Below are 23,714 nucleotides of genomic sequence, written 5' to 3'. Positions count from 1 at the left end.
CTTCCGCCTTCAGAGGATCGTGAGCGCGCGCCCTATCCCTCCCCGGATCCGGAGGGCGGCAGCAGGCCAAGCTCTTCAAGGTCGAGCGCGGTGATCGGGTCTTCCTCCTCTGCAAGATCCTCCTCGCTGCCGGGCAGCGGCACGTGGAAATTGGGCGGGATGCGCCCCTGCAGCAGACCCGCACCCTTGAGCTCCTCCAGACCCGGCAGGTCGCGCAGTTCCTCCAGCCCGAAATGATCGAGAAAGTCGCGCGTGGTGCCGAAGGTAACCGGGCGGCCCGGCGTCCGCCGCCGCCCCCGGAAGCGCACCCAGCCGGCCTCCATCAGCACGTCCAGCGTCCCCTTCGAGGTCTGCACGCCGCGAATGTCTTCGATCTCGGCCCGGGTCACCGGCTGGTGATAGGCAATGATCGACAGCACCTCGAGGGCCGCACGCGACAGCTTGCGCACCTCCTGCTCGTCGGTCTGCAGGGCGAAGGAGAGATCGGCGGCGGTGCGAAAGGCCCAATGATCCGCGACCTGCACGAGGTTGACGCCGCGTCCGGCGTAGCGCGTCTTCAAGGCCTGCAGGACAGCCCGCACATCCGTGTCGCGCGGCAGGCGCTGAGCGAGAAAGGCCTCACTGACGGGCTGGGCCGAGGCGAAGACCAGCGCCTCGACGATTCGCTCCGCCTCGCCTGCGCGGAGGATGCTGGCGGAAACTCCGGTCCCGCTGCCTTCGCGGTCCTCAAGCTCTCCGTCAGCCATCGGCGGCCTCGAGGGCGGCCAGCTCGGCCGGTGTCAGCGGTCGCGCGCCGCGCCGCAGGAAGATCGGTGCGAAGGCTTCCTCCTGGCGGATCTCCAGCCTCCCCTCGCGCACCATCTCCAGAGAGGCGGCGAAGGCGCTGGCGATGGCGGTCACCCGTTGTTTCGGGTCGTCGATGTAGCGCAGCAGGAAGTGATCGAGCGCCGTCCAGTCGGTCATGTCTCCCATAAGCCGCGCCAGCATCAGCCGCGCATTGGCGAGCGACCAGACCTGCCGCTTTTCGATCGTCACCTGCATCACCGCCTCGCGCTGGCGCAGCTGCGCATAGGCAGAGAGCAGGTCGTAAAGAGACGCGTCGAAGGCCGAGCGTCGCTCGACCGGGATATGCTCCGGAGCACCGCGGGCGAAGATGTCGCGCCCGAGCCGGTTGCGGTTGACGAGCCGCGTCGCCGCATCGCGCATCGCCTCCAGCCGCTTCAGGCGGAAGGCGAGCGCCGAGGCCATCTCCTCGCCCGAGGGGCCGTCGTCCTTGGCCTGCTGCGGAATGAGCAGGCGCGACTTGAGGAAGGCGAGCCAGGCGGCCATCACCAGATAGTCGGCGGCCAGCTCGATGCGGATCGACCGCGCGCGCTCGATGAAGGCAATATACTGCTCGGCAAGTGCCAGAACCGAAATACGCGCCAGATCGACCTTCTGGTTGCGGGCGAGGTGGAGGAGCAGGTCAAGCGGGCCTTCGAAGCCGGCGATGTCGACCACCAGCGCGTCTTCGTCCCTCGCCCGGTCCGGCGGTTCCCAGGGCGCCTCGTTCGGCCCGATCGCATCCGTCCCCGTGCCGATCACCGGCGTTCGACCTCGCGAGCCTTAGGCACTAGCGAAGATCTCCGCGAATTCGGCGCGCAGTGCCATCTCGTCGGCATCATCCGCCGGCGTGAAGGCGGCCATGGCGCGCTCGGCGCGACGCAACCGGTCGCCGGAAAGCTCCGGCACCACCCCTGCAACGGCGATCATCTCGTCCATGATGCCATGGCAATGGAGAACCAGATCGAGCCCGGCATCCATGATGTTACGGGCACGCTGCGTCATGTCGCCGGCCAGCGCATTCATGGACACGTCGTCGGACATCAGCAGCCCGTCGAACCCCATATGGCCACGGATCACCTGCTCGACGACGACCGGCGAGGTGGTGGCCGGGCGGTCCGGATCGATGGCGGTGAAGACGATGTGCGCGGACATGCCCATCACCTCGTCCTTCATCGCGGTGAAGGGGACGAAATCGCTGACGGCAAGCTCTTCGAAGGATGCCTCCACCACCGGCAGCTTGTGGTGCGAATCGACGACGGCGCGGCCGTGGCCGGGCATGTGCTTCATGACCGGCAGCATGCCGCCGGCCTTCAGCCCCTGCGCGGCGGCGGCGCCGAGTGCGGCCACGGCCAGCGGGTCGCGGCCATAGGCGCGATTGCCGATCGCCTCGCTCGTCCCCTCTGTCAAAACATCCAGAACCGGCAGGCAGTCGATCGAAATGCCGAAGCGCGTCAGGTCGAAGGCATGAAGGCGCGACATCAGCCACGCCGCCCGCAGCCCCTTCTCCGCATCTGCGGCATAGACGGCACCGATCGCCGCGCCGTTCGGATAGGCGGAGACGATCGGCGGGCGGATGCGCTGCACCCGTCCGCCTTCCTGGTCGATCAGGACAGGAGCGTTCGGATTGCCGATGCTGTCGCGCAGGCTGGCCACCAGGTCGCTGATCTGGTTCGCCTCGCCGATGTTGCGGCCGAACAGGATGAAGCCCCAGGGCCGCTCATCGGCAAAGAAGGCTTTCTCGTCCGTGGTGAGTGTCAGGCCCTTGCAGCCGGAAATGAAGGATTTCGATTCGCTCATGCTCTCACTCTAGACCGGCTGGGCGGCGGAAGCGAAGCAGAACCCCTGCCCACCTCCGGCCGCAGCCGGTGGTTATCAACCAAAAAAAGAGGCGCGGAGCCTGCCCCCGCGCCTCGTCTCGATCTCTCGTGCCGTTCGGCCGCCCTACCGGGTGACCAGGCAGCTGCCGCCGGCGCTCTTCAGCTTGGCGCAGAGCGCGTTCGCCTCGTCCTTCGAGCCACCCTGCACCCGCACCCGGTAATAGGTGCCCTTGCCGGCGATCTCGGCCTTCTTGATGTCCATCGCACGGCCGCCGATCACCGAGCCGAACTTGGAGGCCATCTTGGTGGACGAAGCCTTGGCATCGGCTTCGGAGGGGAGCGAGGCGATCTGCACGACATAGCTGCCGGCAGGCAGCGCCCTTGCCGGCGCTTCGGAAGGCGCGGCGTCGCTTGCCGTGGAAGCCGGGGTCGCGAAGGTATCGACGACAGCCGGAGCGGCCTTGGCGACTTCGACGGGCTTGGCGGAAGGCACGGGCTCGCGCACCGAGACAGCTGGCTTGGCGACCTTCGCCGTGGCGCTCGCCGCCGCTTCCAGCGCACCGAGCGATTCCGCATTCGCCTCGGCGATCGGCCGGGTCGTTGCGGTCGTCACGTCGGTTGCCGGCTCGCTCGTCTTCAGCGCCGTGGTCTTGACCGTCGAGATCAGCGGAGAGCTGTCCTGCCCTTCCATTTCCTCGCGGGCCACCAGCGTGCCATCCGGCTTGACGATCATCGTGCGAACCTTGCGCGGCTCGACAGCCGGCTTGGCATCTTCCTCGGCCACCGAGACGCCCCCCTCTTCGGGAAGCAGGCGGTCGCCATCTTCGCCGATCGGCGTCGCCATCGCCATGTCGTCGCCTTCCTCGCCACGCTGCAGCGGCATGGTTTCCGGTGTCAGCGTCCGCTGGACGACATCGATGGGCTCTTCGGTCGAGGAGACCAGCGTGTCCTGAACCGGGCTTTCCTGGGCCGCGCCGGCGACGCGATCGTAGACGGCCTTGTCCTGGTTCGGCACGGTCTTGCCGCCCTTGTCGACCGGCACCATCTTGGTCGGCGACTTGTCGGCCAGGATGACCTGGGGCTCGCCGCTGGAGAACGGGGTGGAGGCGCCGCTGAGATAGGTGAAGGCGGCAGCACCCCCGGCGACCAGCACGACGATCGCCGCACTTGCCATCAGGATCAGGCGACGGCTGCTGCGTGCCGGTTCGTCATGGGCATAGAGCGCCCTTGGCTCGGGGATTTCGCCATCGGCCAGAACCTCCTGGCGCTGCCGCATGGAGCGGCGGAAGTCCACGTTCATCACCTGCTCGAAGTCATCGACCTCCGGCAGCGGCGCGCGCGCCGGCTCGCCGAAACCCGGCATTGCCGCACGGGGCGCGGCAGGCGCAGCCTGGGCAGCGGCTGCCTGCAGATGCGCCGGCTGCGCATAGGCGGACGACGGCGCAGCGGCATAGGCGCTGGCGGCCGGCCGAGCCGGCTCGGCAAAAAGCGTCTCGGCGGTCTCGGCGCGGGCAGCCGGGGCAGCGCGCGTCTTGGCGCTCTGCTGGTCCGCGAAGAGATGCGCCATTTCCGCATCGATATCGAGGTCGTAGTCGCCCTGGTCGAGGACCGGCCGGCTTTCTTCGATCACCGGCAATTGCGGAACATCGAAATCCGCGGCCGCCGGCGGAGCGTCATCGGCATCGGCAATCATCGAGGGGTCGAACGGCAGCTCGATCTCCGGCAGTTCCTCGAAGAAGTCCTCGACCGGCGCCGAAGGGGCAGGCTGGTAGACCGGCGCAGGCGCGGCGGCAACAGGCGCCCGGGCAGGCTGTTCCGGCTGGGCAACCTCGATCTCCATCGCCGCTTCGGCAAGATCGAGCTCGAAGGCGGCAAGATCGAAATCGGGCTCGAAGCTCGGCTCGACCGGCGCAGCAACGGCAGCAGGAGCGACCACAGCCGGCGCGACCGCAACCGGAGCTGCAGGGGCCTGCGGAAGCGGGGTCGCGAAGGTCCTGCCCTGCCCCTGCATGCCACCGGCGACCGGGGTCGCACGGCTGAAATTCGGCGTGAAGGGATAGGCGGCGCGGCGCGCGGGCTCGGCGGGCGCCACAGGCCGTGCGGATACCGAGGCCGAGACAACTGGGGCCGGGACGACCGGAGCCGGCATGGCCGGAGCGACGACGGGTGCCGCGGCAACCGGTGCCGGGACGACGGGCGCGTCCGCCTCTGCTTCCATGGAAAGAGTGAGCTCACGTTCCAGATCGAACGCCGTGTCATACGACGCGATAGGCTGGATCGGAGCTTTCGACATCACGGGCGCCATTTCCGGCTCGGCGTGGTCGAAGACGGGGAGAGGCTCGCGGCGTGCCGCAGCCTCGGATTTCGGTTCGGCCGCAAAGCGCGGCTCGACGGCGCGCGGCGCCGGCGCCGCAGCACGGCGTTCCGGCTCGACGGCAACAGGCGGAGCCACCGGCGCATCATAGGCATCGAATTCGCGAAGGAGCTCTTCCTCGAGATCGACGACCGGATCGAAGCGCATCGCTTCACGATGACGCTCCAGCTCCTTCAACTGCTCGACAGCGGGGCGATGATCATGCGTCACGATCCGCGCCAGCTCGCTCAACGGATCGTCGTCTGCGAAGGTCGAGAGATCGATCGTCTCGCTTCGTGCAAACTGTTTCTCTGCCATTCGCTCCACTCACAAATACCGGGCCGCAACTGCCAGTCCATTGTGGGGAAATGGTGACTGTCAGCGCATCTCCACCGGAGCGTCCGTGCCTGTGATCGACAGGCCGGACTTCAGGACGGAAGCCACCGCATTCACCAGTCCAAGCCTGGCAAGCGTCAATTCTCGTTTTTTAACGTTAACAAAACGCAAATCCGGAGAATCTTTGCCCTTGTTCCAATGCGCATGGAAGGCACTAGCCAGATCGTACAGGTAGAATGCGATCCGGTGTGGCTCCTGTGCAAGGGCCGCGAGCTCGACGATTCGCGGATATTCGGCCAATTTGGCCACCAGCTGCAACTCGCTAGGATCAATGATCTCGCTGCCGATCAGCGACGGGAAATCGAGAGTTTCGACATCGAGCTCCGGGAAAGCCTCCCTCGCCTGGCGGAAGATCGAGGCGCAGCGGGCATGGGCATATTGCACGTAGAAGACCGGATTGTCCTTCGACTGTTCGGTCACCTTGGCGAAATCGAAGTCCAGCGGTTCTGAATTCTTCCGGTAGATCATCATGAAGCGGACCGAATCACGGCCGACCTCATCCACCACCTCGCGCAGGGTGATGAAATCGCCGGAGCGTTTCGACATCTTCACCGGCTCGCCGTTGCGGGTCAGCTTGACGAGCTGGCAGAGGAGAACGGTGAGCTTCGCCGTGCCGCCGGAAACGGCGCGCGCCAGCGCCTCGAGCCGCTTCACATAGCCGCCGTGATCGGCGCCGAGCACATAGATCATCTCGTCGAACTTGCGGTCGAACTTGTCCTTGAAATAGGCGACGTCGGCCGCGAAGTAGGTGTAGGACCCGTCCGACTTGATGAGCGGGCGGTCGATATCGTCGCCCTCCCCGGTCGAGCGAAAGAGCGTCTGCTCGCGGTCTTCCCAGTCCTCCGGCAATTGCCCCTTCGGCGGCGGCAGCGTGCCCTTGTAGACATGGCCCTTGAAGGTGAGGTCGTTGATCGCCGTGCGGATCAGCGAGGCGCCGTCGGCATGCAGGCTGCGCTCGGAGAAGAACACGTCGTGATGGACATTGAGCGCGGCCAGATCGTCCTTGATCATGGCCATCATGGCATCGATCGCCCGATCCTTGACGATCGGCATCCACCGATCTTCCGGCAGATTCAACAGGCTGGGGCCAAACTCCTCAACCAGCGCCTGACCGACCGGCTTCAGGTAATCGCCGGGATAAAGGCCGGACGGGATCTCGCCGATCTCCTCGCCCAGCGCCTCGCGGTAGCGCAGCAGGATGGAGCGGGCGAGCACGTCGATCTGCGACCCCGCATCGTTGATGTAATATTCCTTCACGACCTCGAAGCCTGCAAAGCCGAGCAGGTTGGCCAGCGTGTCGCCGACAACCGCGCCGCGGCAATGGCCGACATGCATGGGGCCGGTCGGATTGGCCGAAACATATTCGACGTTGACCCGCTTGCCGGCGCCGACCTGGCTGCGGCCGTAGTCCTCTCCCGCGGCGGCGACCGCGACCAGCAGCCGCTGCCAGTAGGGCACGGAAAGGCGGATGTTGATGAAGCCGGGGCCGGCCACCGTCGCATCCGCCACGTCGCCGTCCGCGCGCAGCCTGGCTGCGATTTCCTCGGCCAGTTGCCGCGGATTGGTGCCGAGCGGCTTGGCCAGAACCATGGCGGCATTGGTGGCGAGATCGCCGTGGCTCGCATCGCGCGGGGTCTCGACCGTGACGCGCCCGAAATCGAGTGCGTCTCGCTTTTCTCGAACCGCATCAAGCGCTTCGAGAATGGTCTTCACCCGGGATTCAAAGTCGGCAAAAATGTTCATGACATCCATCGTCCGGCCGCGGACTGGCAGATCCTCCGGGCCGTGCTCAAAAAAAGGGGCGGCGTGATAGCCGGGTGCTAGCGCAAATCCGGGGTATGGTCAAACAAGCGCCTGTGCGTGGAATAGGCGTAGGTGTCGGTCATGCCCGCCAGATAATCCGCCACGTGGCGGGCCTTGGCCCCTTCGGAGAGACCGGCGATCTGATCGACCCAGTAGTGCTTCTGCATCTCGCGCGGTTCGGCCATGAAGGCGTGGTAGAGATCGACGAGGATGCGCGCTGCATTCTCCCGCACCCGCATCACTTCCGGATGGCGGTAGATGCGGGTCATCAGCATCTTTTTGATCTGCCGGTCGGTTTCCGCCATCTCGGCCGAGAAGGTGGCCACCACCTGGCCGCCATGGCGGACATCGTCTGCGGAGAGCGGTTTCAGCGCGCGCAGATTCGTCTGCGCCACGGTAATGACGTCCTCCACCATCGCGGTGATCTGCCGGCGCATAATCTCGTGGGTGAAACGCCCGTCTTCCAGCCCCGGATAGCGGTCATGCACCGCTCGCATCAGGCCCATGAGGAAGGGAATGTCCTCCAGCATCTCGAAGGTCAGGTAGCCGGAGCGCAACCCGTCGTCGATGTCATGGGTGTTGTAGGCAATGTCGTCGGCAATCGCGGCAACCTGCGCCTCCAGGCTGGCGAAGGTGGAGAGCTCAAGGTCATGGAGCGCACAATAGTCGAGGATCGGCTGCGGCACGGTCGGATGGCGCGGATCGGCCGCCGGCCCGGTCAGCGGCCCGTTGTGCTTGACCAACCCTTCCAGGCTCTCCCAGGTCAGGTTCAGCCCGTCGAACTCGGCATAGCGCCGTTCGAGCTTGGTGACGATGCGCAGCGACTGGGCATTGTGGTCGAAGCCGCCATAGGGCTCCAGCACGGCATGCAGAGCGTCCTCGCCGGTATGCCCGAAGGGCGTATGCCCAAAATCATGAACCAGCGCCACGCCTTCGGCCAGATCCTCGTCGAGCCGCAGGGCCCGCGCCAGCGCGCGTGCAATCTGGGCGACCTCGATCGTATGGGTGAGCCGCGTGCGGTAATGATCGCCATCGGCGGCGATGAAGACCTGCGTCTTGTGTTTCAGGCGACGGAAGGCAGTGGTGTGGACGATCCGGTCGCGGTCGCGCTGGAAGTCGGAGCGGGTCGGGCTGGCACTCTCTGCGTAAAGGCGGCCGCGGGTCGCCCAGGGATTGGAAGAAAAGACGGCGCGCTCACCGAAACCGAAACCGAGAGCGTTCGTATCGAGACCCATTGCAGCCGCATTCCCATTGACGCCGTTTCCGAGCCTTCATACCTATAAGCCAAACCGCAGGAAAGCGCGGGGCAAGCGGAAAGGCAGGAATCGTACGGATTTCATCGCTTTGCCGCTCTTGCCTCACCAGGCGGTTCCCGTTCCGCCGGCTCGGCCGGCCCACTCTCCGGATCTTGACCCCGGCAGGAGACACGACAATGACCACGACAAGCGTCACGCTTTCTGATTCGGCCGCCAAGCGCATCGCCGCGATCCTGAAATCCGACACCGCCAAGAACGCCATGCGCGTCTCCGTCGAAGGTGGCGGCTGTTCGGGCTTTTCCTACAAGTTCGATCTGGTCGGCGATCAGGCCGAGGACGATCTCGTGCTCGAAAAGGGCGAGGCCAAGGTGCTGATCGACAGCCTGTCGCTCGTCTATATGGACGGGTCGGAAATCGACTTCGTCGACAATCTGCTCGGCCAATCCTTCCAGATCCGCAATCCCAACGCGGTGGCAAGCTGCGGCTGCGGAACGAGCTTCTCGATCTGAGGCAAGCCGGCCCTAGAGATAGGGCGAGCCGAGCCAGAAAAGGCGGTTGAGGAGCCGGGTGGCGAAAGGCTTGGCACCCAGCTCCAGCAGCGTGACCGGCCGGGCATTCGCCCGGACCTCGGCGAATCGGCCCTGCAGCGTCCGGGCGAACGCCTCGTCGAGCACTTCGAGGTCGATCTCGAAATTCAGCCGCAGCGATCGGGGATCGACATTGGAGGAGCCGACATAGCTCCAGCGTCCATCGACCGTCATCAGCTTCGAATGGTTGAACGCGCCTTCAGCGCGAAACACCCGGCATCCGCCCTTCAGCACCTGGTCGAACTGCGCTGTCATGGCGCGATCGACCAGCGTCAGGTTGTTGACGGCCGGCACGACGATCTCGACCTCGACCCCGCGGAGTGCCGCCGTGACCAGCGCCCCCACCAGCTCCCTGTCGGGAAGGAAGTAGGGCGACATGATGCGGATGCTGCGGCGCGCGACCGAGATCGCACCCATCAGCATCTTGTGATTCGATTCATTCGCCCGGTCGGGGCCGGACGGGACGACGCGCATCATCACCGGTGAGCGGCGCTCCGCTTCGGCCAGACCCGGCACCTCCCAGGCTGGCCCTTCGAGAACCTCTCCGCTGGCAAACTGCCAGTCCTCACAGGCGACATGCAGGAGATCGGCCACCACCGGCCCCTTGAGCTCGAAATGCGTGTCGCGCGCCTCGTCCTCGCCCTTGAACTCCCGGGTGAAGCCGGCGCGAATGTTCATGCCACCGGTAAAGGCCGTGACACCGTCGACGACGAGGATCTTGCGGTGGGTGCGCAGGTTCGCGTAGGGCAGCCGCAGGCCCATCACGATATTGCCGTTGAAGACCCTGGCCTGCACGCCGCCCTCGCGCAGCGTGCCGACGATGCTGGGCACGGAGTAGCGGGCGCCCACCGCGTCAATCAGCACCCGCACCTCGACGCCGCGCCTCATCGCGGCAATCAGCGCCTCGGCAAAGCGCAGGCCGATCGGGTCGCGGTCGAAAATATAGGTCTCCAGCAGGATCGCGCGCTCGGCCCCGGCAATGGCTTCCAGCATGCGGGCATAGGCCTCGTCGCCGCCCTCCAACATCAGAATCTGGTTTCCCGCCGTCAGGCGATGGCGGCTCACCCGGTCGCCAAGCACCTTCATGGCGGCGAAGCGCTCGCCATAGCGGTCGCCGATCAGCGCCTCATGCACCTCGAAACGGCGGAGCTGCTCGGCGGTGCGATCCTTCAGGAGCGCGCGCTGGACCCCGATGCTCGTTCGCCGGATGCGGTTGACGCCGGCAACGAAGTAGAGCGCGGCGCCGATGATCGGCGAGAGAATGATGATGCCCACCCAGCCGAGCGCCGCCCTCACCTCATCCTTGGTCATGGCGGCGTGAACGGCCGCAGGAACGCCGAGCAGAATGGACAGGACCGCCAGGATATGGGGCCAGTAGGTCTCGATCGTCTCGATCATGGAGGCGCGTGGCTCGTCGACGGCTGCGTTTCAGGTGCGCTGCGAGCCTTAAGCCGTCCGGGGCGTTTGTCAAACATCCCAACGATGGGTAGAACGACGCAAGGATATCGCCGCGGGAATGATGAGCATGAAGATCGCCACCTGGAACATCAACGGCGTCAGGGCGCGCATCGAGGCGCTTCTCGCCTGGCTGAAGGACTCGCAGCCGGACATCGTCTGCCTCCAGGAAATCAAGACGGTCGACGAAGGCTTCCCCCGCGCGGATATCGAAGCGCTCGGCTACCATGTCTTCACCCACGGGCAGAAGGGGTTCAACGGGGTGGCTCTCCTCTCCAAGCTCAAGCCCGACGAGGTGACGAACGGTCTTGCGGGGGATGACGAGGATCTGCAGTCCCGCTTCATCGAAGGTGTCTTCTCGGTCGAAGGCGGCGTGGTGCGGGTCGTTTCGCTCTATCTGCCGAACGGCAACCCGCCGCAGACGGAGAAATACGCCTACAAGCTCGCCTGGATGAAGCGGCTCAACGCCTTTGCCGCCGAGCGGCTGGCGCTCGAAGAGCCCTTGATCCTGGCCGGCGACTACAACGTGATCCCCGAACCGCATGATTGCTTCGATCCGAAGGTCTGGGCGGAGGATGCGCTGTTCCTGCCGCAGACGCGGGCGGCCTTCCGCCGACTGGAAACACTGGGGCTGACGGACGCGATCCGCGCGACCAGCGATGCCGCTCCGCTCTACACCTTCTGGGACTATCAGGCCGGCGCCTGGCAGAAGAACAACGGCATCCGCATCGACCACCTGATGCTCTCCCCGGAAGCCGCCGACCGGCTGCAGGGCGCTGCCGTGGAGAACCATGTGCGCGCCTGGGAAAAGCCGTCCGACCATGTGCCGGTGGTGGCGCATTTCGATTTCGCGCCCGTCAGCCTCGGCTGAACCAGCATCCTCGATCGGCATGATGGGGGAAGGATAGGCGCGGTTCCGCCTGTCCGGCACACGCGCACTCGCACCGCCTCGAGGGCGGCTCGGCAGGGACTATTCGGTCGCGCCGGCCCGCATGTCGTGCGACATGGCAATCGCCATGCGGCGATCGCCTTCGGTGGCGAGCGAGAAGGCCTGCTCCTGCATCGGCTGCAGCCATTGCCGGTCCTTGGGCGAACAGCGGTCGAGCGCGGCCGTCATATAGGCAAGGCCCCGCACGGTCTGGCCTTCCTGAAAAATGACATTGCCGAAGACGCCCATGGCGCCGGCATGACCCTTCTTGCGGGCGCGGTTCAGCCACTTTTTGGCCTGCGTCACGTTGACCCCGCCGCCATCGCCGGAAAGCAGCATGCGAGCCAGCTGAAACTGCGCTTCGGCGACGCCGAAGGTCGAGGCGGCCTGGAAATAGAGCTGGCGTGCCTGGGACAGGTCGATCTGCACCGGGGAGCCCGGAATGCCGCGTCGATAATAGCCGGCGAGCGAGATCAGCGCATTGACGAAATAGCCGGTATCCTCCGAGCCCGGCTCGATGCCCTTCTCGGCGATCTCGCTGTAGATCTTGAAGGCTTCGAGATCGTTCTCGGCCACGCCGTCGCCATCGGCATACATGTTGGCGAGCGCCCAGCGCGAAGCCGTGTGACCCTTCTCGGCCGCGTAGCGATAGGCCTCGACCGCTTCGTCCTTGCGGCCATTCTTATAGGCGGAGAAGCCGAACTTGAAGAGTGTGAAGGGACCGGACTCCTTGCTGACCCCAGCATTCGGATCAAAGGCGCGCGCCGGCGCGGAACCGTATAGGGCCAGCGCCACACTCAAAACCAGACACGTCGACCACCTGCATTCACGAACCATCAGCGTCAGTTTCTTCCATTCAACGCTCCGGATCGACGGCGCGCTTCCCGCGCCACGGATCCTGATCATCCCCATTTGATCCATGTCCGGCCCTCCCGGAATGACGACCCCTCGCCACTCCTTCAAGCCCGCTCCGCTGCCCCTTCGGGAACAGCTAAGGAAAAGGCTAGCGACGGTTTTCGGCGACACTGCGACTTGGGCAACCAAGCTTCCATCCGTGACCGAACGCCCCGTCCTGCCAGACGTGAACCTCGTCCCGTAACATCATGTTACAAAACCGAATCTTCCAAAGCGGAGCTGTGAACGAACCTGGCCGATTGCCCCCCGGCCGCCCGTTGTCCACACCCCTGCTGCCCTCTTCGGTGCTCCCTGTTTGTGGCGGGAAATGGACCGAAACAAGGGCTCGGAAGTGCTGCCGGATCATATGGAGAATGTGTTGCTGAATCGTCACAAGAAAGTGTGCGGCGGGAGCCTTTCCCAAGGCTTGACACGTCTACCCTCACAGCGAATACCCGGCTCATTGCTGAACCGGGCCTCGCTGCCGAGTTTCGTTCGTCGAGCCTTCAGAACTTGACCTTCAACGAGGTCGAGATGGCCGTGAACACGTCGTTGCCGAAGTCGTAGCGCACGTCGTCGCCATAGGGCCGACCCTCGAAGCTCTTGGGGCCAACCTCGCCGCTGGTCAGGATGCCGACGGCCCCGGCCAGGCGGAACTCGACATTCTTGGTCGGGGCATAGGAAAGCCCGGTGCCGAGCGTCCAGGTGTCGGTCTGGCTGGTGATGCCGGTCGAGGTGCCGCGATCCCAGGTCAGGCTGACCGCGCCGCTCCACTGATCGTTGAAGCGGTGGCCGACGCCGCCGGTCACGGTCCAGCCGTCGCGGTAGAGCAGGTCGAGCGAGGTGGCTTCCGTCGGTCCTCCCGCCCGGCAGGCGGCGAGAGCCTTGGTGCTGGTCGGGCAGAAAGAGATGATCTGCAGGGAGCTCCAGTCGGTCCATTTGACCGAACCGAAGACCAGCCAGTTCGGCGCCACCCCGGTCTGGACCTTCCATTCGAGCGACTGCGGCATGATGGCGGTGCCGTAGACATCGGTCACGCGGCCGAACAGCGGGTTGGCCGGGTTGAGCACGCTCGGGATTTCGGTGAGGTCCAGCGTGCCGTTGATCGTGCCGAGGTCGACCTCGCTGTTGTAGACGAGACTCGTCTGCAGGGCGATGTCGGGGATTTCGTAGCCGAGGCCGGCACGCCAGCCCCAGCCATTGCCTTCGAGATCCAGCCGCCCGGTGCCGGTGAAGCCGGCCAGGGCCGGGTTCTGCTGCAGGCCGCCGACCACGAGGCGCTCCTTGAAACCGCTGACCTCCTGATAGAACCCGCCGCCGATGACGCGGATCTGGCCGCGGCTGAGCGCCCAGCTGTAGGAGCAGGTGGCGGCATAGTTGTCGCTGCGTACCTTGGTTTCGATGTTCTCGTTCGCGCCGACCCAATCCGCGCCCGGATGGACGTGAATGCCCCAGGGCTGGGAGTAATCGGCCATGCAGTCAATGCTGTCGCCGAAGCCGACCTTGGCGCCGATGCGCGGGACGAAATAGTCCTCCGTGTCGCGCACGGAGGTCGCGCCGCCACCGATGCCGTTGGAGCCGAGCCCGTTGGCAGGGTTGATATCCTCGGCATTGTGGAAGTCGCGGTTCGGGTTGACGTAGGTAACGGCTGCCTCGGCCGCGTAGTCTGCCGGGTCGAACAGGAGGTCGATGTTGTAGCCACCACGCTCGAGCCCGCCGGCCTCAGCGCCGGTTGCACCGGCCATCGCCAGAAGCACTGCGCCGATCGCAAGCCGGCCCTGTCCCCGCCGAGACTGAGAAGTGTTCATGATGTCCTCCCTGCATGTCACCGGCATCCCCGACCGGCACCTCACTCCGCCACGAACCGTAGCGGCAGGAGCCGAGACGACGCAAATCCCCAACTTTGGGAGGATGATCATCGAACAGTATGAATTTTGACGTAAGACGATGAAGAAGAGGAGAAATTCCGCGTCCGGCAGAACGATTTGCTTAAAGGGAGCGGCAATAGACCGTCAGCGAGAAACACCATTCCACGAAAACGTCCATGTGTCGCATATCTGACACATGGACGTGAATTGCTCATCCCGGGACAACCGTGCCGGAACGATCGGGCGTGAAAGTCTCAGCCGGCTTCGGCAATGCGTGCGAGCGCGGTTTCCATCGACGCCTTCTGCTGGTCGAGTTCGGCCAGCCGCTCGCGTTCCGCCTCCACCACCTCCGGTTTGGCATTGGCAACGAACTTCTCGTTGCCGAGCTTGCCGAGAATGCGGCCGCGCTCAGCCTCGATCTTGTCCGCTGCCTTCGTCAGGCGCGCCTTTTCCGCCGCCAGATCGATCAGGCTTCCGAGCGGTAGGCAGTAGGTCGCCTCGCCCAGGACCACCTGCGCACTGCCCCGCGGGGCCGCTTCGGCGAGATCGACGGGATCGACGCGGGCAAGCCGCTTGATCGCTGCCATCTGGCGGTCGAGACGCGCGCGCGTCGCAGCCGACGCACCGACGACCACCAGCGGCGCGATCGCACCCGGCGGCACGTTCATTTCCGAACGCGCCGAGCGGATACCGGAGACGAGATCGATCAACCAGTTGATCTCACCCGCCGCCTGCTCGTTCACGAACTCCGCTTCCGGCCACGCCGTATGGCACAGCAGCGCTGCACGCGTCTTGCCCTCGCCGGCCGTCTGCGCCCAGAGCTCTTCGGTCATGAAGGGCATGAACGGGTGAAGCAGCGTATAGGCGGCCTCGAGCACATAGGCGACGCAGGCCTGAGACTCACGCTTGGCCGCTTCGTCCTCGCCGGCAAAGACCGGCTTCAGGAGTTCCAGATACCAGTCGCAGACCTGGTTCCAGACGAAGCGATAGAGGCTGCCCGCCGCATCGTTGAACCGATAGGTCTCGATCGCCGTTGTGACCTCGCGGATCGTGCGGGTCAGCTCGGTCAGGATCCATTGATTGACCGGCAGCCGTGCGGCGTCCGGCCTGAAGCCCGGGTCGGCGGCCACTCCGTTCATTTCGGCAAAGCGCGTGGCGTTCCAGAGCTTGGTGCCGAAATTGCGATAGCCGGCGATGCGGGCCGGGTCGAGCTTCACGTCGCGCCCCTGCGCCGCCATGATGGCGAGCGTGAAGCGCAGCGCATCCGCGCCATATTCGTCGATCAGTTCGAGCGGATCGATGACGTTGCCCTTGGACTTCGACATCTTCTGCCCGTTCTTGTCGCGAACGAGGGCGTGAACATAGACCGTGTGGAAAGGCTCGATCGGCGCCCCCTTCTCGTCCTTCATGAAATGAAGGCCCATCATCATCATCCGGGCCACCCAGAAGAAGATGATGTCGAAGCCGGTGACGAGAACGTCCGTCTGGTAGTAGCGGGCGAGTTCCGGCGTCTTGTCCGGCCAGCCGAGCGTCGAGAACGGCCAGAGCGCGGAGGAGAACCAGGTGTCGAGCACGTCCTCGTCGCGCGTCAGGATCTCGCCGGGACGGAAGTTTTCGAGCAGATCCTCGACATAGGCCTTCATCGGCCCTTCATGCGAGAGATAGTGCTGAATGGCAGCGTGCAGCGCCTCTTCCTCGGTCTTCTCGACGAAGACCTGACCGTCCGGGCCATACCAGGCCGGAATCTGGTGCCCCCACCAGAGCTGGCGGGAGACGCACCAGGGCTGGATGTTTTCCATCCACTCGAAATAGGTCTTCTCCCAGTTCTTCGGGACGAAGTTCGTGCGGCCCTCGCGCACGGAGGCGATCGCCGGCTTGGCGAGCGTCGCTGCGTCGACATACCACTGCTCGGTCAGGCGCGGCTCGATCGGCACGCCGCCGCGGTCGCCATGCGGCACCATGTGCTTGTGCGGCTCGACCTTGTCGAGCAGCTCGCGTTCCTCGAACATGGAGACGATGATCTTGCGGGCGGCGAAACGATCGACATTGTCGAGCAGCTCGATCAGCGCATCGAGCTCGGCGCCCTGGACGAGGCCTTCGAGGAACTCCTCGTTCTCCTTCAGCGTCACATGGCCATCAACCGACAGGATGTTGATCTGGCGCAGCCCATGGCGGCGGCCGACCTCGAAGTCGTTGAAGTCGTGAGCCGGGGTCATCTTGACCGCACCCGTGCCGGCCGTCGGGTCGGCATAGTCGTCGGCGACGATCGGGATCAGCCGGCCAACGAGCGGCAGCACGACATGCTTGCCGATCAGGGTCTGATAGCGCGGATCCTCCGGATTGACCGCGATGCCGGTATCGCCCAGCATCGTCTCGGGCCGGGTGGTGGCGACGACCAGATAGTCGCGCGTCTCGACCTCGGTCGCCCGGCCTTCCTCGTCGAAGGCAATCGGGTGCTCATAGGTGACGCCGGCTTCAAGCGGGTAGCGCAGATGCCAGAGATTGCCCTGGATCTCGACCTGCTCGACCTCGAGATCCGAAATCGCGGTCAGGAGCTTCGGGTCCCAGTTGACCAGCCGCTTGTCCTTGTAGATCAGGCCCTGCTTGTAGAGCGTGACGAAGACTTCGAGGACCGCCTTGGACAGGCCCTCGTCCATGGTGAAACGCTCGCGCGACCAGTCGCAGGAGGCGCCGAGCCGCTTCAGCTGGTTGAAGATCAGGCCGCCGGATTCGGCCTTCCATTCCCACACCTTGTCGATGAAGGCCTCGCGGCCCATCTCGCGGCGATGCTGCTGGCGCTCCATCAGGCGGCGCTCGACCACCATCTGCGTGGCGATGCCGGCATGGTCCATGCCCGGCTGCCAGAGCACATCCTTGCCGCGCATGCGCTCGAAGCGGACCATGATGTCCTGCAGCGTGTTGTTGAGCGCATGGCCCATATGCAGCGAGCCGGTGACATTCGGCGGCGGGATGACGATGCAGAAGCTTTCCGCGCCCGGCTTGGCGCCGGCCCCGGCGCGGAAGGCGTCGCTCTCGTCCCACACCGCCGCGATGCGCGGTTCGACGGCGGCGGAATCATAGGTTTTTTCGAGCATGGCGAGGCCCTAAGGGTCTGTTTCGGAAGGCGCCTGTAAAGCGGATGGCGCCTGCCCTGTCAACTCGCCGGCCACGCCCGGCCGGCGCGCGGCCTGCCGCAAGCCCGCCGGATCTCGGCGCCTTCAGGCCCCTTCAACTCTTGGCGAGGCCGGCCAGCTGCGTCATCACCACGGCCGCCCCGGCCAGCCGCTTTTCAGGCGTCGGGAGATCGCGGAGCAGGAAGAGGCTCTGGTCGGCTCTCAGCTTGGCGGCCATGCCCTGCTTGGCGATCCAGCCAACGAGGTTGGCCGGGTTCGGAAACTCCTTGTTGCGGAAATGGACGACGACGCCCTTCGGGCCGGCATCGAGCTTCTCGACATTGGCGGTGCGGCAGAGCGATTTGACGTAGACGATCTTCAGCAGATGCTGCAGCTCGATCGGCAGCGGCCCGAACCGGTCGATCAGCTCGGCGCCGAAAGCGTCGATCTCGGGAAGCTCGGTGATCTCGCCCAGGCGACGGTAGAGCATCATGCGCAGGTTGAGGTCCGGCACATAGTCGTCCGGGATCATCACCGGCGTGCCGACGGAGATCTGCGGCGACCAGCCGCTATCGGCGATCTCTTCCTCGCCCTTCAGTTCGGCCACCGCCTCCTCCAGCATCTGCTGGTAGAGCTCGAAACCGACTTCCTTGATATGGCCGGACTGCTCGTCGCCGAGCAGATTGCCCGCGCCGCGGATGTCGAGGTCGTGGCTCGCAAGCTGGAAGCCGGCGCCGAGCGTGTCGAGCGATTGCAGCACTTTCAGCCGACGCTCCGCCTGGCCTGTCAGCGTGCGGTTGGCCGGCAGGGTGAAGAGGGCAAAGGCGCGGACCTTCGAGCGGCCGACACGGCCGCGCAGCTGGTAGAGCTGGGCGAGGCCGAACATATCGGCACGGTGGACGATCAGCGTGTTGGCGCTCGGCACGTCGAGTCCGGATTCGACGATGGTGGTGGAGAGCAGCACATCGTAGCGCCCTTCGTAGAAGGCGTTCATCACGTCTTCCAGCTCGCCCGCCGGCATCTGACCATGGGCGACGGCGACTTTCAGTTCCGGCACGTCGGACTGCAGGAAGTCGTGGATCTCCGCGAGATCGGCAAGCCGCGGGCACACATAGAAGCTCTGGCCGCCGCGATAATGCTCGCGCATCAGCGTTTCGCGGATCACCAGCGCATCGAAGGGCGAGATGAACGTGCGCACCGCCATGCGGTCGACCGGCGGCGTGGTGATGAGCGAGAGCTCGCGCACGCCGGTCAGCGCCAGCTGCAGCGTGCGCGGAATGGGCGTGGCCGAGAGCGTCAGCACATGCACGTCCGACTTCAGCTCCTTCAGCCGCTCCTTGTGCTTGACGCCGAAATGCTGCTCCTCGTCGATGATCAGCAGGCCGAGATTGGCGAAGGTGATCGACGAGCCGAGCAGCGCATGGGTGCCGACGACGATGTCGGTCTTGCCCTCGGCGATCTCCTTCTTCGTCAGCGCCAGCTCCTTGGACCCGACGAGGCGCGAGGCCTGGGCAAGCCGGATCGGCAGGCCGCGGAAGCGCTCGCTGAAAGATTTGAAATGCTGGCGGGCGAGCAGCGTCGTCGGCACGACGACGGCCACCTGCACGCCGTTCATGGCGGCGAGGAAGGCGGCGCGCAGCGCCACCTCCGTCTTGCCGAAGCCGACATCGCCGCAGACGAGGCGGTCCATCGGCCGACCGGCGGCGAGATCGTCGCGCACCGCCTCGATCGAGGTCATCTGGTCCTCGGTCTCGTCATAGGGGAAGCGGGCGGCGAACTCGTCATAGAGCCCTTCCGGCGCCGCCAGCACCGGCGCGCGGCGCGTCATGCGCTCGGCGGCAATACGGATCAGGCCGCCTGCCATATCGAGCAGGCGCTTCTTCAGTTTTGCCTTGCGCGCCTGCCAGGCGACGCCGCCGAGCTTGTCAAGAATCGCGTCGCTGCCTTCCGAACCGTAGCGGGAGAGGAGGTCGATGTTCTCGACCGGAAGATAAAGCTTGGCGTCGTCGGCATAGACGAGTTCGAGGCAGGCATGCGGCGCGCCGGCCGCCTCGATGGTGCGCAGGCCGACGAAGCGGCCGATGCCGTGCTCGGCATGGACGACGATCGAGCCCTCGTCGAGCCCGGCAACTTCCGCAATGAAGTCGGCGCCGCGCTTGCGGCGCTTGGCGCGGCGAACCATGCGGTCGCCGAGAATATCCTGTTCGCCGACGACGACCAGCTTGCCCGTCTCGAACCCGCTTTCGAGGCTCAGCACGGCGGAGGCCGCCTCGCCGGGCTTCAGCCCGCCGACCTCGGCCAGCGTGGTCACCGGCTTCACATTGCCGAGCCCATGTTCGGAGAGCACCTGCATCAGCCGGTCGAGCGAGCCTTCCGACCAGGCCGTGATCAGCACCTTGTCGCCCTTGGCGCGGCGGTCGGCGATGTATTTGACGGCGAGATCGAAGACATTGACCCTGTCTTCGCTGCGCTCGTCCGCCGTCACGTTCTTCGCCCAGCGCACGCCGGGGCGCGCATCGATGGTCAGCACCTGCCGGGCCTCGCCCTCGTGCTCCAGGAAGGGCGAGAGGCGGATCGCCTGATGTTCGGCCAGCCGCGCCGCGAAATCCTCCGCCGTCAGATAGAGCTGCTCGGGCGGGACAGGCTTGTAGGGCGTGCCCTGGGCCAGCTGGGTCTTGCCGGTCGAGCCGCCCTGCAGCCGCGCCTCGTAATAGTCGCGCACCAGCTTCATCCGCTCGGCCGCCGCCTCGCGCGCCACATGGTCGGTGACGATGCGGAAGCCGGAGAGCGCGTCGAAGATCGTATCCAGCTCGTCGTAGAACAGCGGCAGCCAGTGCTCCATGCCCGCATAGCGCCGGCCTTCGGACACGGCCTGGTACAGCGCATCCTCGCGCGTCGCGGCGCCGAAGAGGGCGAGATAGCTGCGGCGGAACTGGCTGATGGTCTCGGGCGTCAGCGACACCTCGCTCATCGGGTTCAGTTCCAGCGCCCGGGCCTGACCGGTGGTGCGCTGGCTGGCGGGATCGAAGGAGCGGATGGTCTCCAGCGTGTCGCCGAAGAAATCGAGCCGCAACGGCTCTTCCGCGCCCGGTACGAACACGTCGAGAATACCGCCGCGGACGGCATATTCGCCGACCTCGCGCACCGTCGTCACCCGTTCGAAGCCGTTGCGCTCCAGGAGATGGGCGATGTCGTCCATGCGCGCCGTGCCGCCGGGCTTGGCGGAAAAGGCCATGCCCTCGATGACGCTGCGCGGCGCCATGCGCTGCAGCGCGGCATTCACGGTGACGAGCACGATGGCCGGATGCGGCTTCCTGGCATGGGCGGCAAGCGCCGCAAGGGCGGACAGCCGCCGTGCCGACACTTCGGCGCTTGGCGACACGCGGTCATAGGGCAGGCAGTCCCAGCCGGGCAGCGTCAACACCGGAATGTCGGGCGCCGCGAAGCCGAGCATCTGCTCGAGATCGGCGAGCCGCTGGCCGTCGGACAGGATATAGGCAAGCGGCCCCTCGGCCCGCGCCAGATCGGCGAGCAGGAAGGCCTCGGCACCCGCGGGCACGGGGCCGATCGTCACCTCGCGCAGCGCGCCGGCAATGGTCTTCAGGTTCAGCCCGGCAATGATCATTCGCGCCATCCCGGAATAGGGGCGTCGAAATCGGGCTTATAGGCAGCGATGCGATCGAACAGCGGCGTGCGGAAGCGGTCCGGCACCTCACGCTCTCCCAGGATCCACTTGACGAGATCGCCATCCTCCTCGGCCATGATCGTTTCGAGCTCGTCGAGATCGGCTTCGGGAAGGGTCGCCAGCTCCTTGTCGGCGAACTGGCCGAAGACCAGGTCCATCTCGCGGATACCGCGGTGCCAGGCGCGGAACAGGATCCGCCGCCGGCGCGGATCGAGGTCGGCGCTCGTCTGGGTGATGCCCGTCATCGATGGTCCTTCCTGCCCGCAAACCCGGGCCTTCACTGCCTGCGCGCTCTATAATCGCTGGACAGGCGCTTGTCAGCCTTGTCAAAGGCGCTTTCTAGTGGTCTCATTTTGACATTTGCTGTCGCTCGCAGCACCCTCCAGAGCAAATGTCAAAATCCTTAAAGACCACTAGCAAGCTGCTGATTCTAGTGAAATTTTTTGAATTTGACATTTGCTCGAGACCGCCTCTGATGGGAACAAGTGTCAAATTCATTCCACCAGCGGAAGTTCCCGTTCCATTCTCATTCCGGTCTCTGCCGCCGGACAAGACAGACTGCCTGCCATGCGCCCTGCTCTCCTCGATCCGCTCTTCGCCTCGCTCGACACGCTGCCCGGCGTCGGGCCGAAACTTGGCGAACTCTTCGCCCGGCTGTTCGGTCGCGAGAGCGTCGAGGAGTGCCGGGTTCTCGATCTTCTCTTCCATGCGCCGCATGCGATCGTCGACCGCCGTCATCAGCCGGGGATCGCCAACAGTCCGGCCGGCGCCATTGTTACCATCAAGGGCCGCGTCGACCGCCACCAGCCGCCGCCGCCCGGTCGCGCCTCCCTGCCGACCCGTGTCTTCATTCAGGACGAGACGGGGGAGCTGGCGCTCACCTTCTTCAAGGTAAAGGGCAACTGGCTGGAAAAATCGCTGCCGATCGACGAGACGGTGATCGTCAGCGGCAAGGTCGACTGGTTCAACGGCCGCGCCTCCATGGTTCACCCGGACCTGATGGTCCTCGAGGCGGATGCAGCCAGCATGGCGATGGTCGAGCCGGTCTATGGCCTGACGGCGGGGCTCTCCCAGAAGGTGCTGCGCCGAACGCTGGAGGCGGCCCTTGCCCGCCTGCCGGCGCTCCCCGAATGGCAGGACGACGCCTTTCTCCGCAAACAGGGCTTCGAGCCGGCGCGCGAGGCCTTCCTTGCCCTGCATGCGCCGCGCGACGCCACGGATATCGACCCGCAGGCGCCTGCCCGGCGGCGGCTGGCCTATGACGAATTCCTTGCCGGCCAGCTCTCGCTTTCGCTCGTCCGCCAGCGTCTTCGCGCCGTGCCGGGAACGCCGGTGCGCGGAACGGGCGCCCTTACCCGACCCGTGCTCGACGCCCTGCCCTTCACGCTCACCGGCAGCCAGAGGCAGGCCGTTGCCGATGTCACCGCCGACATGGCGAAAGACGAGCGCATGCTGCGCCTGCTGCAGGGCGATGTCGGCTCGGGCAAGACGGCGGTGGCGCTGATGGCGATGCTCGCCGCCGTCGAAGCCGGCGGACAGGCGGCGCTGATGGCGCCGACCGAAATCCTCGCCCGCCAGCACCACGCCACACTCTCCCGCATGGCGGCGCCCGCCGGCATCACCATCGACATCCTGACCGGCCGCACCAAGAGCCGCGAGCGCGACGCCGTTCTGGAGCGGATCGCCAGCGGCGAGACGCAGATCGTCATCGGCACCCATGCGCTGTTCCAGGATACCGTCGCCTATCACCGGCTGCTGCTCGCGGTGGTCGATGAGCAGCACCGCTTCGGGGTCCACCAGCGTCTGCGGCTGACCGCGAAGGGCGTCTCGCCGCATATGCTGGTCATGACCGCGACGCCGATCCCCCGCACGCTGGTGCTGGCCGCCTTCGGCGACATGGATGTGTCCAAGCTGACCGAGAAGCCCGCCGGCCGGAAGCCGATCCAGACCGTGACCCTGCCGACCGAGCGGATCGGCGAGATGGTCGAGCGGTTGCGCGCCGCGATCGCCGAGGGGAAGAAGATCTACTGGATCTGCCCGCTGGTCGAGGAATCGGAAGAGTCCGACCTGATGTCGGCCGAGGAGCGGTTCCAGACCCTCGTCGCCGCGCTCGGACCGGTGGCAGGCTTGGTGCATGGACGCATGGCGGGAGCGGAGAAGGATGCGGCGATGCTCGCCTTCAAGTCCGGCGAGACCCGACTATTGGTCGCCACCACGGTCGTCGAGGTCGGTGTCGACGTGCCGGATGCGACGATCATGGTCATCGAACATGCCGAGCGCTTCGGCCTTGCCCAGCTCCACCAGCTGCGCGGCCGCGTCGGGCGCGGCGATGCGGCGTCGAGCTGCATTCTTCTCTACAAGGGCCCGCTCAGCCAGACGGCGCATGCGCGGCTTTCGATCCTGCGCGACACGGAGGATGGGTTCGTCATTGCCGAGGAGGACCTGAAACTGCGCGGCGAAGGCGAGCTGCTCGGCACCCGCCAGTCCGGCACGCCCGGCTTCCGGCTCGCAAGCCTCGAAGCCCATGCCGACCTGCTCGAAACCGCCCGCAAGGATGCCGCCTATATCATCGAGCGCGACCCGGACCTGACCACGCCCCGCGGCGAAGCGCTCCGCACCCTTCTCTATCTCTTCCGCCGCGACGAGGCGATCCGGTTCCTGCGAGCGGGGTGAAGGGGTCGTCGTTCAAGAGACTGAAAGGAAGACCCTCTCTGGCCTGCCGGCCATCTCCCCC

The 23,714-nt window shown here is 65.7% G+C and carries 15 protein-coding genes; 3 read left to right on the top strand and 12 right to left on the bottom strand.

Features of this window, described 5'->3' with window-relative positions; translation table 11 throughout:
- Positions 1–32: 32 nt before the first annotated feature.
- From scpB to U8330_RS08545, 6 genes are all read right to left on the bottom strand, one after another.
- The gene (gene scpB, locus U8330_RS08570; RefSeq protein ID WP_323104784.1) at positions 33–746 is read right to left on the bottom strand and encodes an SMC-Scp complex subunit ScpB; all 714 of its coding nucleotides are present in this window, start codon (positions 744–746) and stop codon (positions 33–35) included.
- Entirely contained in the window at positions 739–1,560 is an 822-nt protein-coding gene (locus U8330_RS08565) for a ScpA family protein (RefSeq protein ID WP_323107237.1), read from the bottom strand. Before U8330_RS08565 ends, scpB begins: the two co-directional genes overlap by 8 nt.
- Before the next feature lie 45 nt (positions 1,561–1,605).
- Positions 1,606–2,622, bottom strand: coding sequence for a beta-N-acetylhexosaminidase (gene nagZ / locus U8330_RS08560; RefSeq protein ID WP_323104783.1), 1,017 nt, complete (start codon positions 2,620–2,622; stop codon positions 1,606–1,608).
- A 144-nt stretch (positions 2,623–2,766) separates the two neighbouring features.
- Positions 2,767–5,313 (bottom strand): SPOR domain-containing protein, encoded by a 2,547-nt coding sequence (locus U8330_RS08555; RefSeq protein WP_323104781.1) that lies wholly within the window; start codon positions 5,311–5,313, stop codon positions 2,767–2,769.
- Between the two features lie 60 nt (positions 5,314–5,373).
- A complete protein-coding gene (argS, locus tag U8330_RS08550; protein ID WP_323104780.1) occupies positions 5,374–7,134 on the bottom strand; it encodes an arginine--tRNA ligase in 1,761 nt (586 codons plus the stop codon).
- A 77-nt stretch (positions 7,135–7,211) separates the two neighbouring features.
- Positions 7,212–8,429, bottom strand: coding sequence for a deoxyguanosinetriphosphate triphosphohydrolase (locus U8330_RS08545; protein ID WP_323104779.1), 1,218 nt, complete (start codon positions 8,427–8,429; stop codon positions 7,212–7,214).
- Positions 8,430–8,626: 197 nt separating this feature from the next.
- Here U8330_RS08545 and erpA point away from each other — a divergent pair, with 197 nt between their 5' ends.
- The gene (gene erpA, locus U8330_RS08540; RefSeq protein ID WP_323104778.1) at positions 8,627–8,959 is read left to right on the top strand and encodes an iron-sulfur cluster insertion protein ErpA; all 333 of its coding nucleotides are present in this window, start codon (positions 8,627–8,629) and stop codon (positions 8,957–8,959) included.
- A 12-nt stretch (positions 8,960–8,971) separates the two neighbouring features.
- On the opposite strand, the gene U8330_RS08535 is transcribed toward erpA, so the two are convergent.
- The gene (locus U8330_RS08535; RefSeq protein ID WP_323104777.1) at positions 8,972–10,435 is read right to left on the bottom strand and encodes a phospholipase D-like domain-containing protein; all 1,464 of its coding nucleotides are present in this window, start codon (positions 10,433–10,435) and stop codon (positions 8,972–8,974) included.
- A 127-nt stretch (positions 10,436–10,562) separates the two neighbouring features.
- Between U8330_RS08535 and xth the strand changes: the two genes are divergently transcribed.
- A complete protein-coding gene (xth, locus tag U8330_RS08530; protein WP_323107236.1) occupies positions 10,563–11,363 on the top strand; it encodes an exodeoxyribonuclease III in 801 nt (266 codons plus the stop codon).
- Between the two features lie 99 nt (positions 11,364–11,462).
- On the opposite strand, the gene exoR is transcribed toward xth, so the two are convergent.
- The 5 genes from exoR to U8330_RS08505 all read right to left on the bottom strand — a co-directional run bounded on the left by exoR (position 11,463) and on the right by U8330_RS08505 (position 21,225).
- Complete coding sequence (gene exoR / locus U8330_RS08525) at positions 11,463–12,257, bottom strand: exopolysaccharide production regulator ExoR (protein WP_323107235.1); 795 nt, start codon at positions 12,255–12,257, stop codon at positions 11,463–11,465.
- 563 nt (positions 12,258–12,820) lie between these two features.
- Positions 12,821–14,122, bottom strand: coding sequence for an OmpP1/FadL family transporter (locus U8330_RS08520; protein ID WP_323104776.1), 1,302 nt, complete (start codon positions 14,120–14,122; stop codon positions 12,821–12,823).
- Positions 14,123–14,436: 314 nt separating this feature from the next.
- Complete coding sequence (locus U8330_RS08515) at positions 14,437–17,277, bottom strand: valine--tRNA ligase (RefSeq protein WP_323104775.1); 2,841 nt, start codon at positions 17,275–17,277, stop codon at positions 14,437–14,439.
- A 133-nt stretch (positions 17,278–17,410) separates the two neighbouring features.
- On the bottom strand, positions 17,411–20,920 hold the full coding sequence (mfd, locus tag U8330_RS08510; RefSeq protein WP_416236834.1) for a transcription-repair coupling factor: 3,510 nt from the start codon (positions 20,918–20,920) through the stop codon (positions 17,411–17,413).
- On the bottom strand, positions 20,917–21,225 hold the full coding sequence (locus U8330_RS08505) for a succinate dehydrogenase assembly factor 2 (RefSeq protein WP_323104773.1): 309 nt from the start codon (positions 21,223–21,225) through the stop codon (positions 20,917–20,919). Before U8330_RS08505 ends, mfd begins: the two co-directional genes overlap by 4 nt.
- Positions 21,226–21,547: 322 nt before the next feature.
- On the opposite strand from U8330_RS08505, the gene recG reads away from it, so the two are divergent.
- A complete protein-coding gene (recG, locus tag U8330_RS08500) occupies positions 21,548–23,653 on the top strand; it encodes an ATP-dependent DNA helicase RecG (RefSeq protein WP_323104771.1) in 2,106 nt (701 codons plus the stop codon).
- Positions 23,654–23,714 lie beyond the last annotated feature (61 nt).

The organism is Rhizobium sp. CC-YZS058 (assembly GCF_034720595.1).
In the GTDB taxonomy this organism is placed as follows: Bacteria; Pseudomonadota; Alphaproteobacteria; order Rhizobiales; family Rhizobiaceae; genus Ferranicluibacter.
Note: the sequence above shows the minus strand (reverse complement) of the source record. Positions and strands in the feature narration are given on the sequence as shown.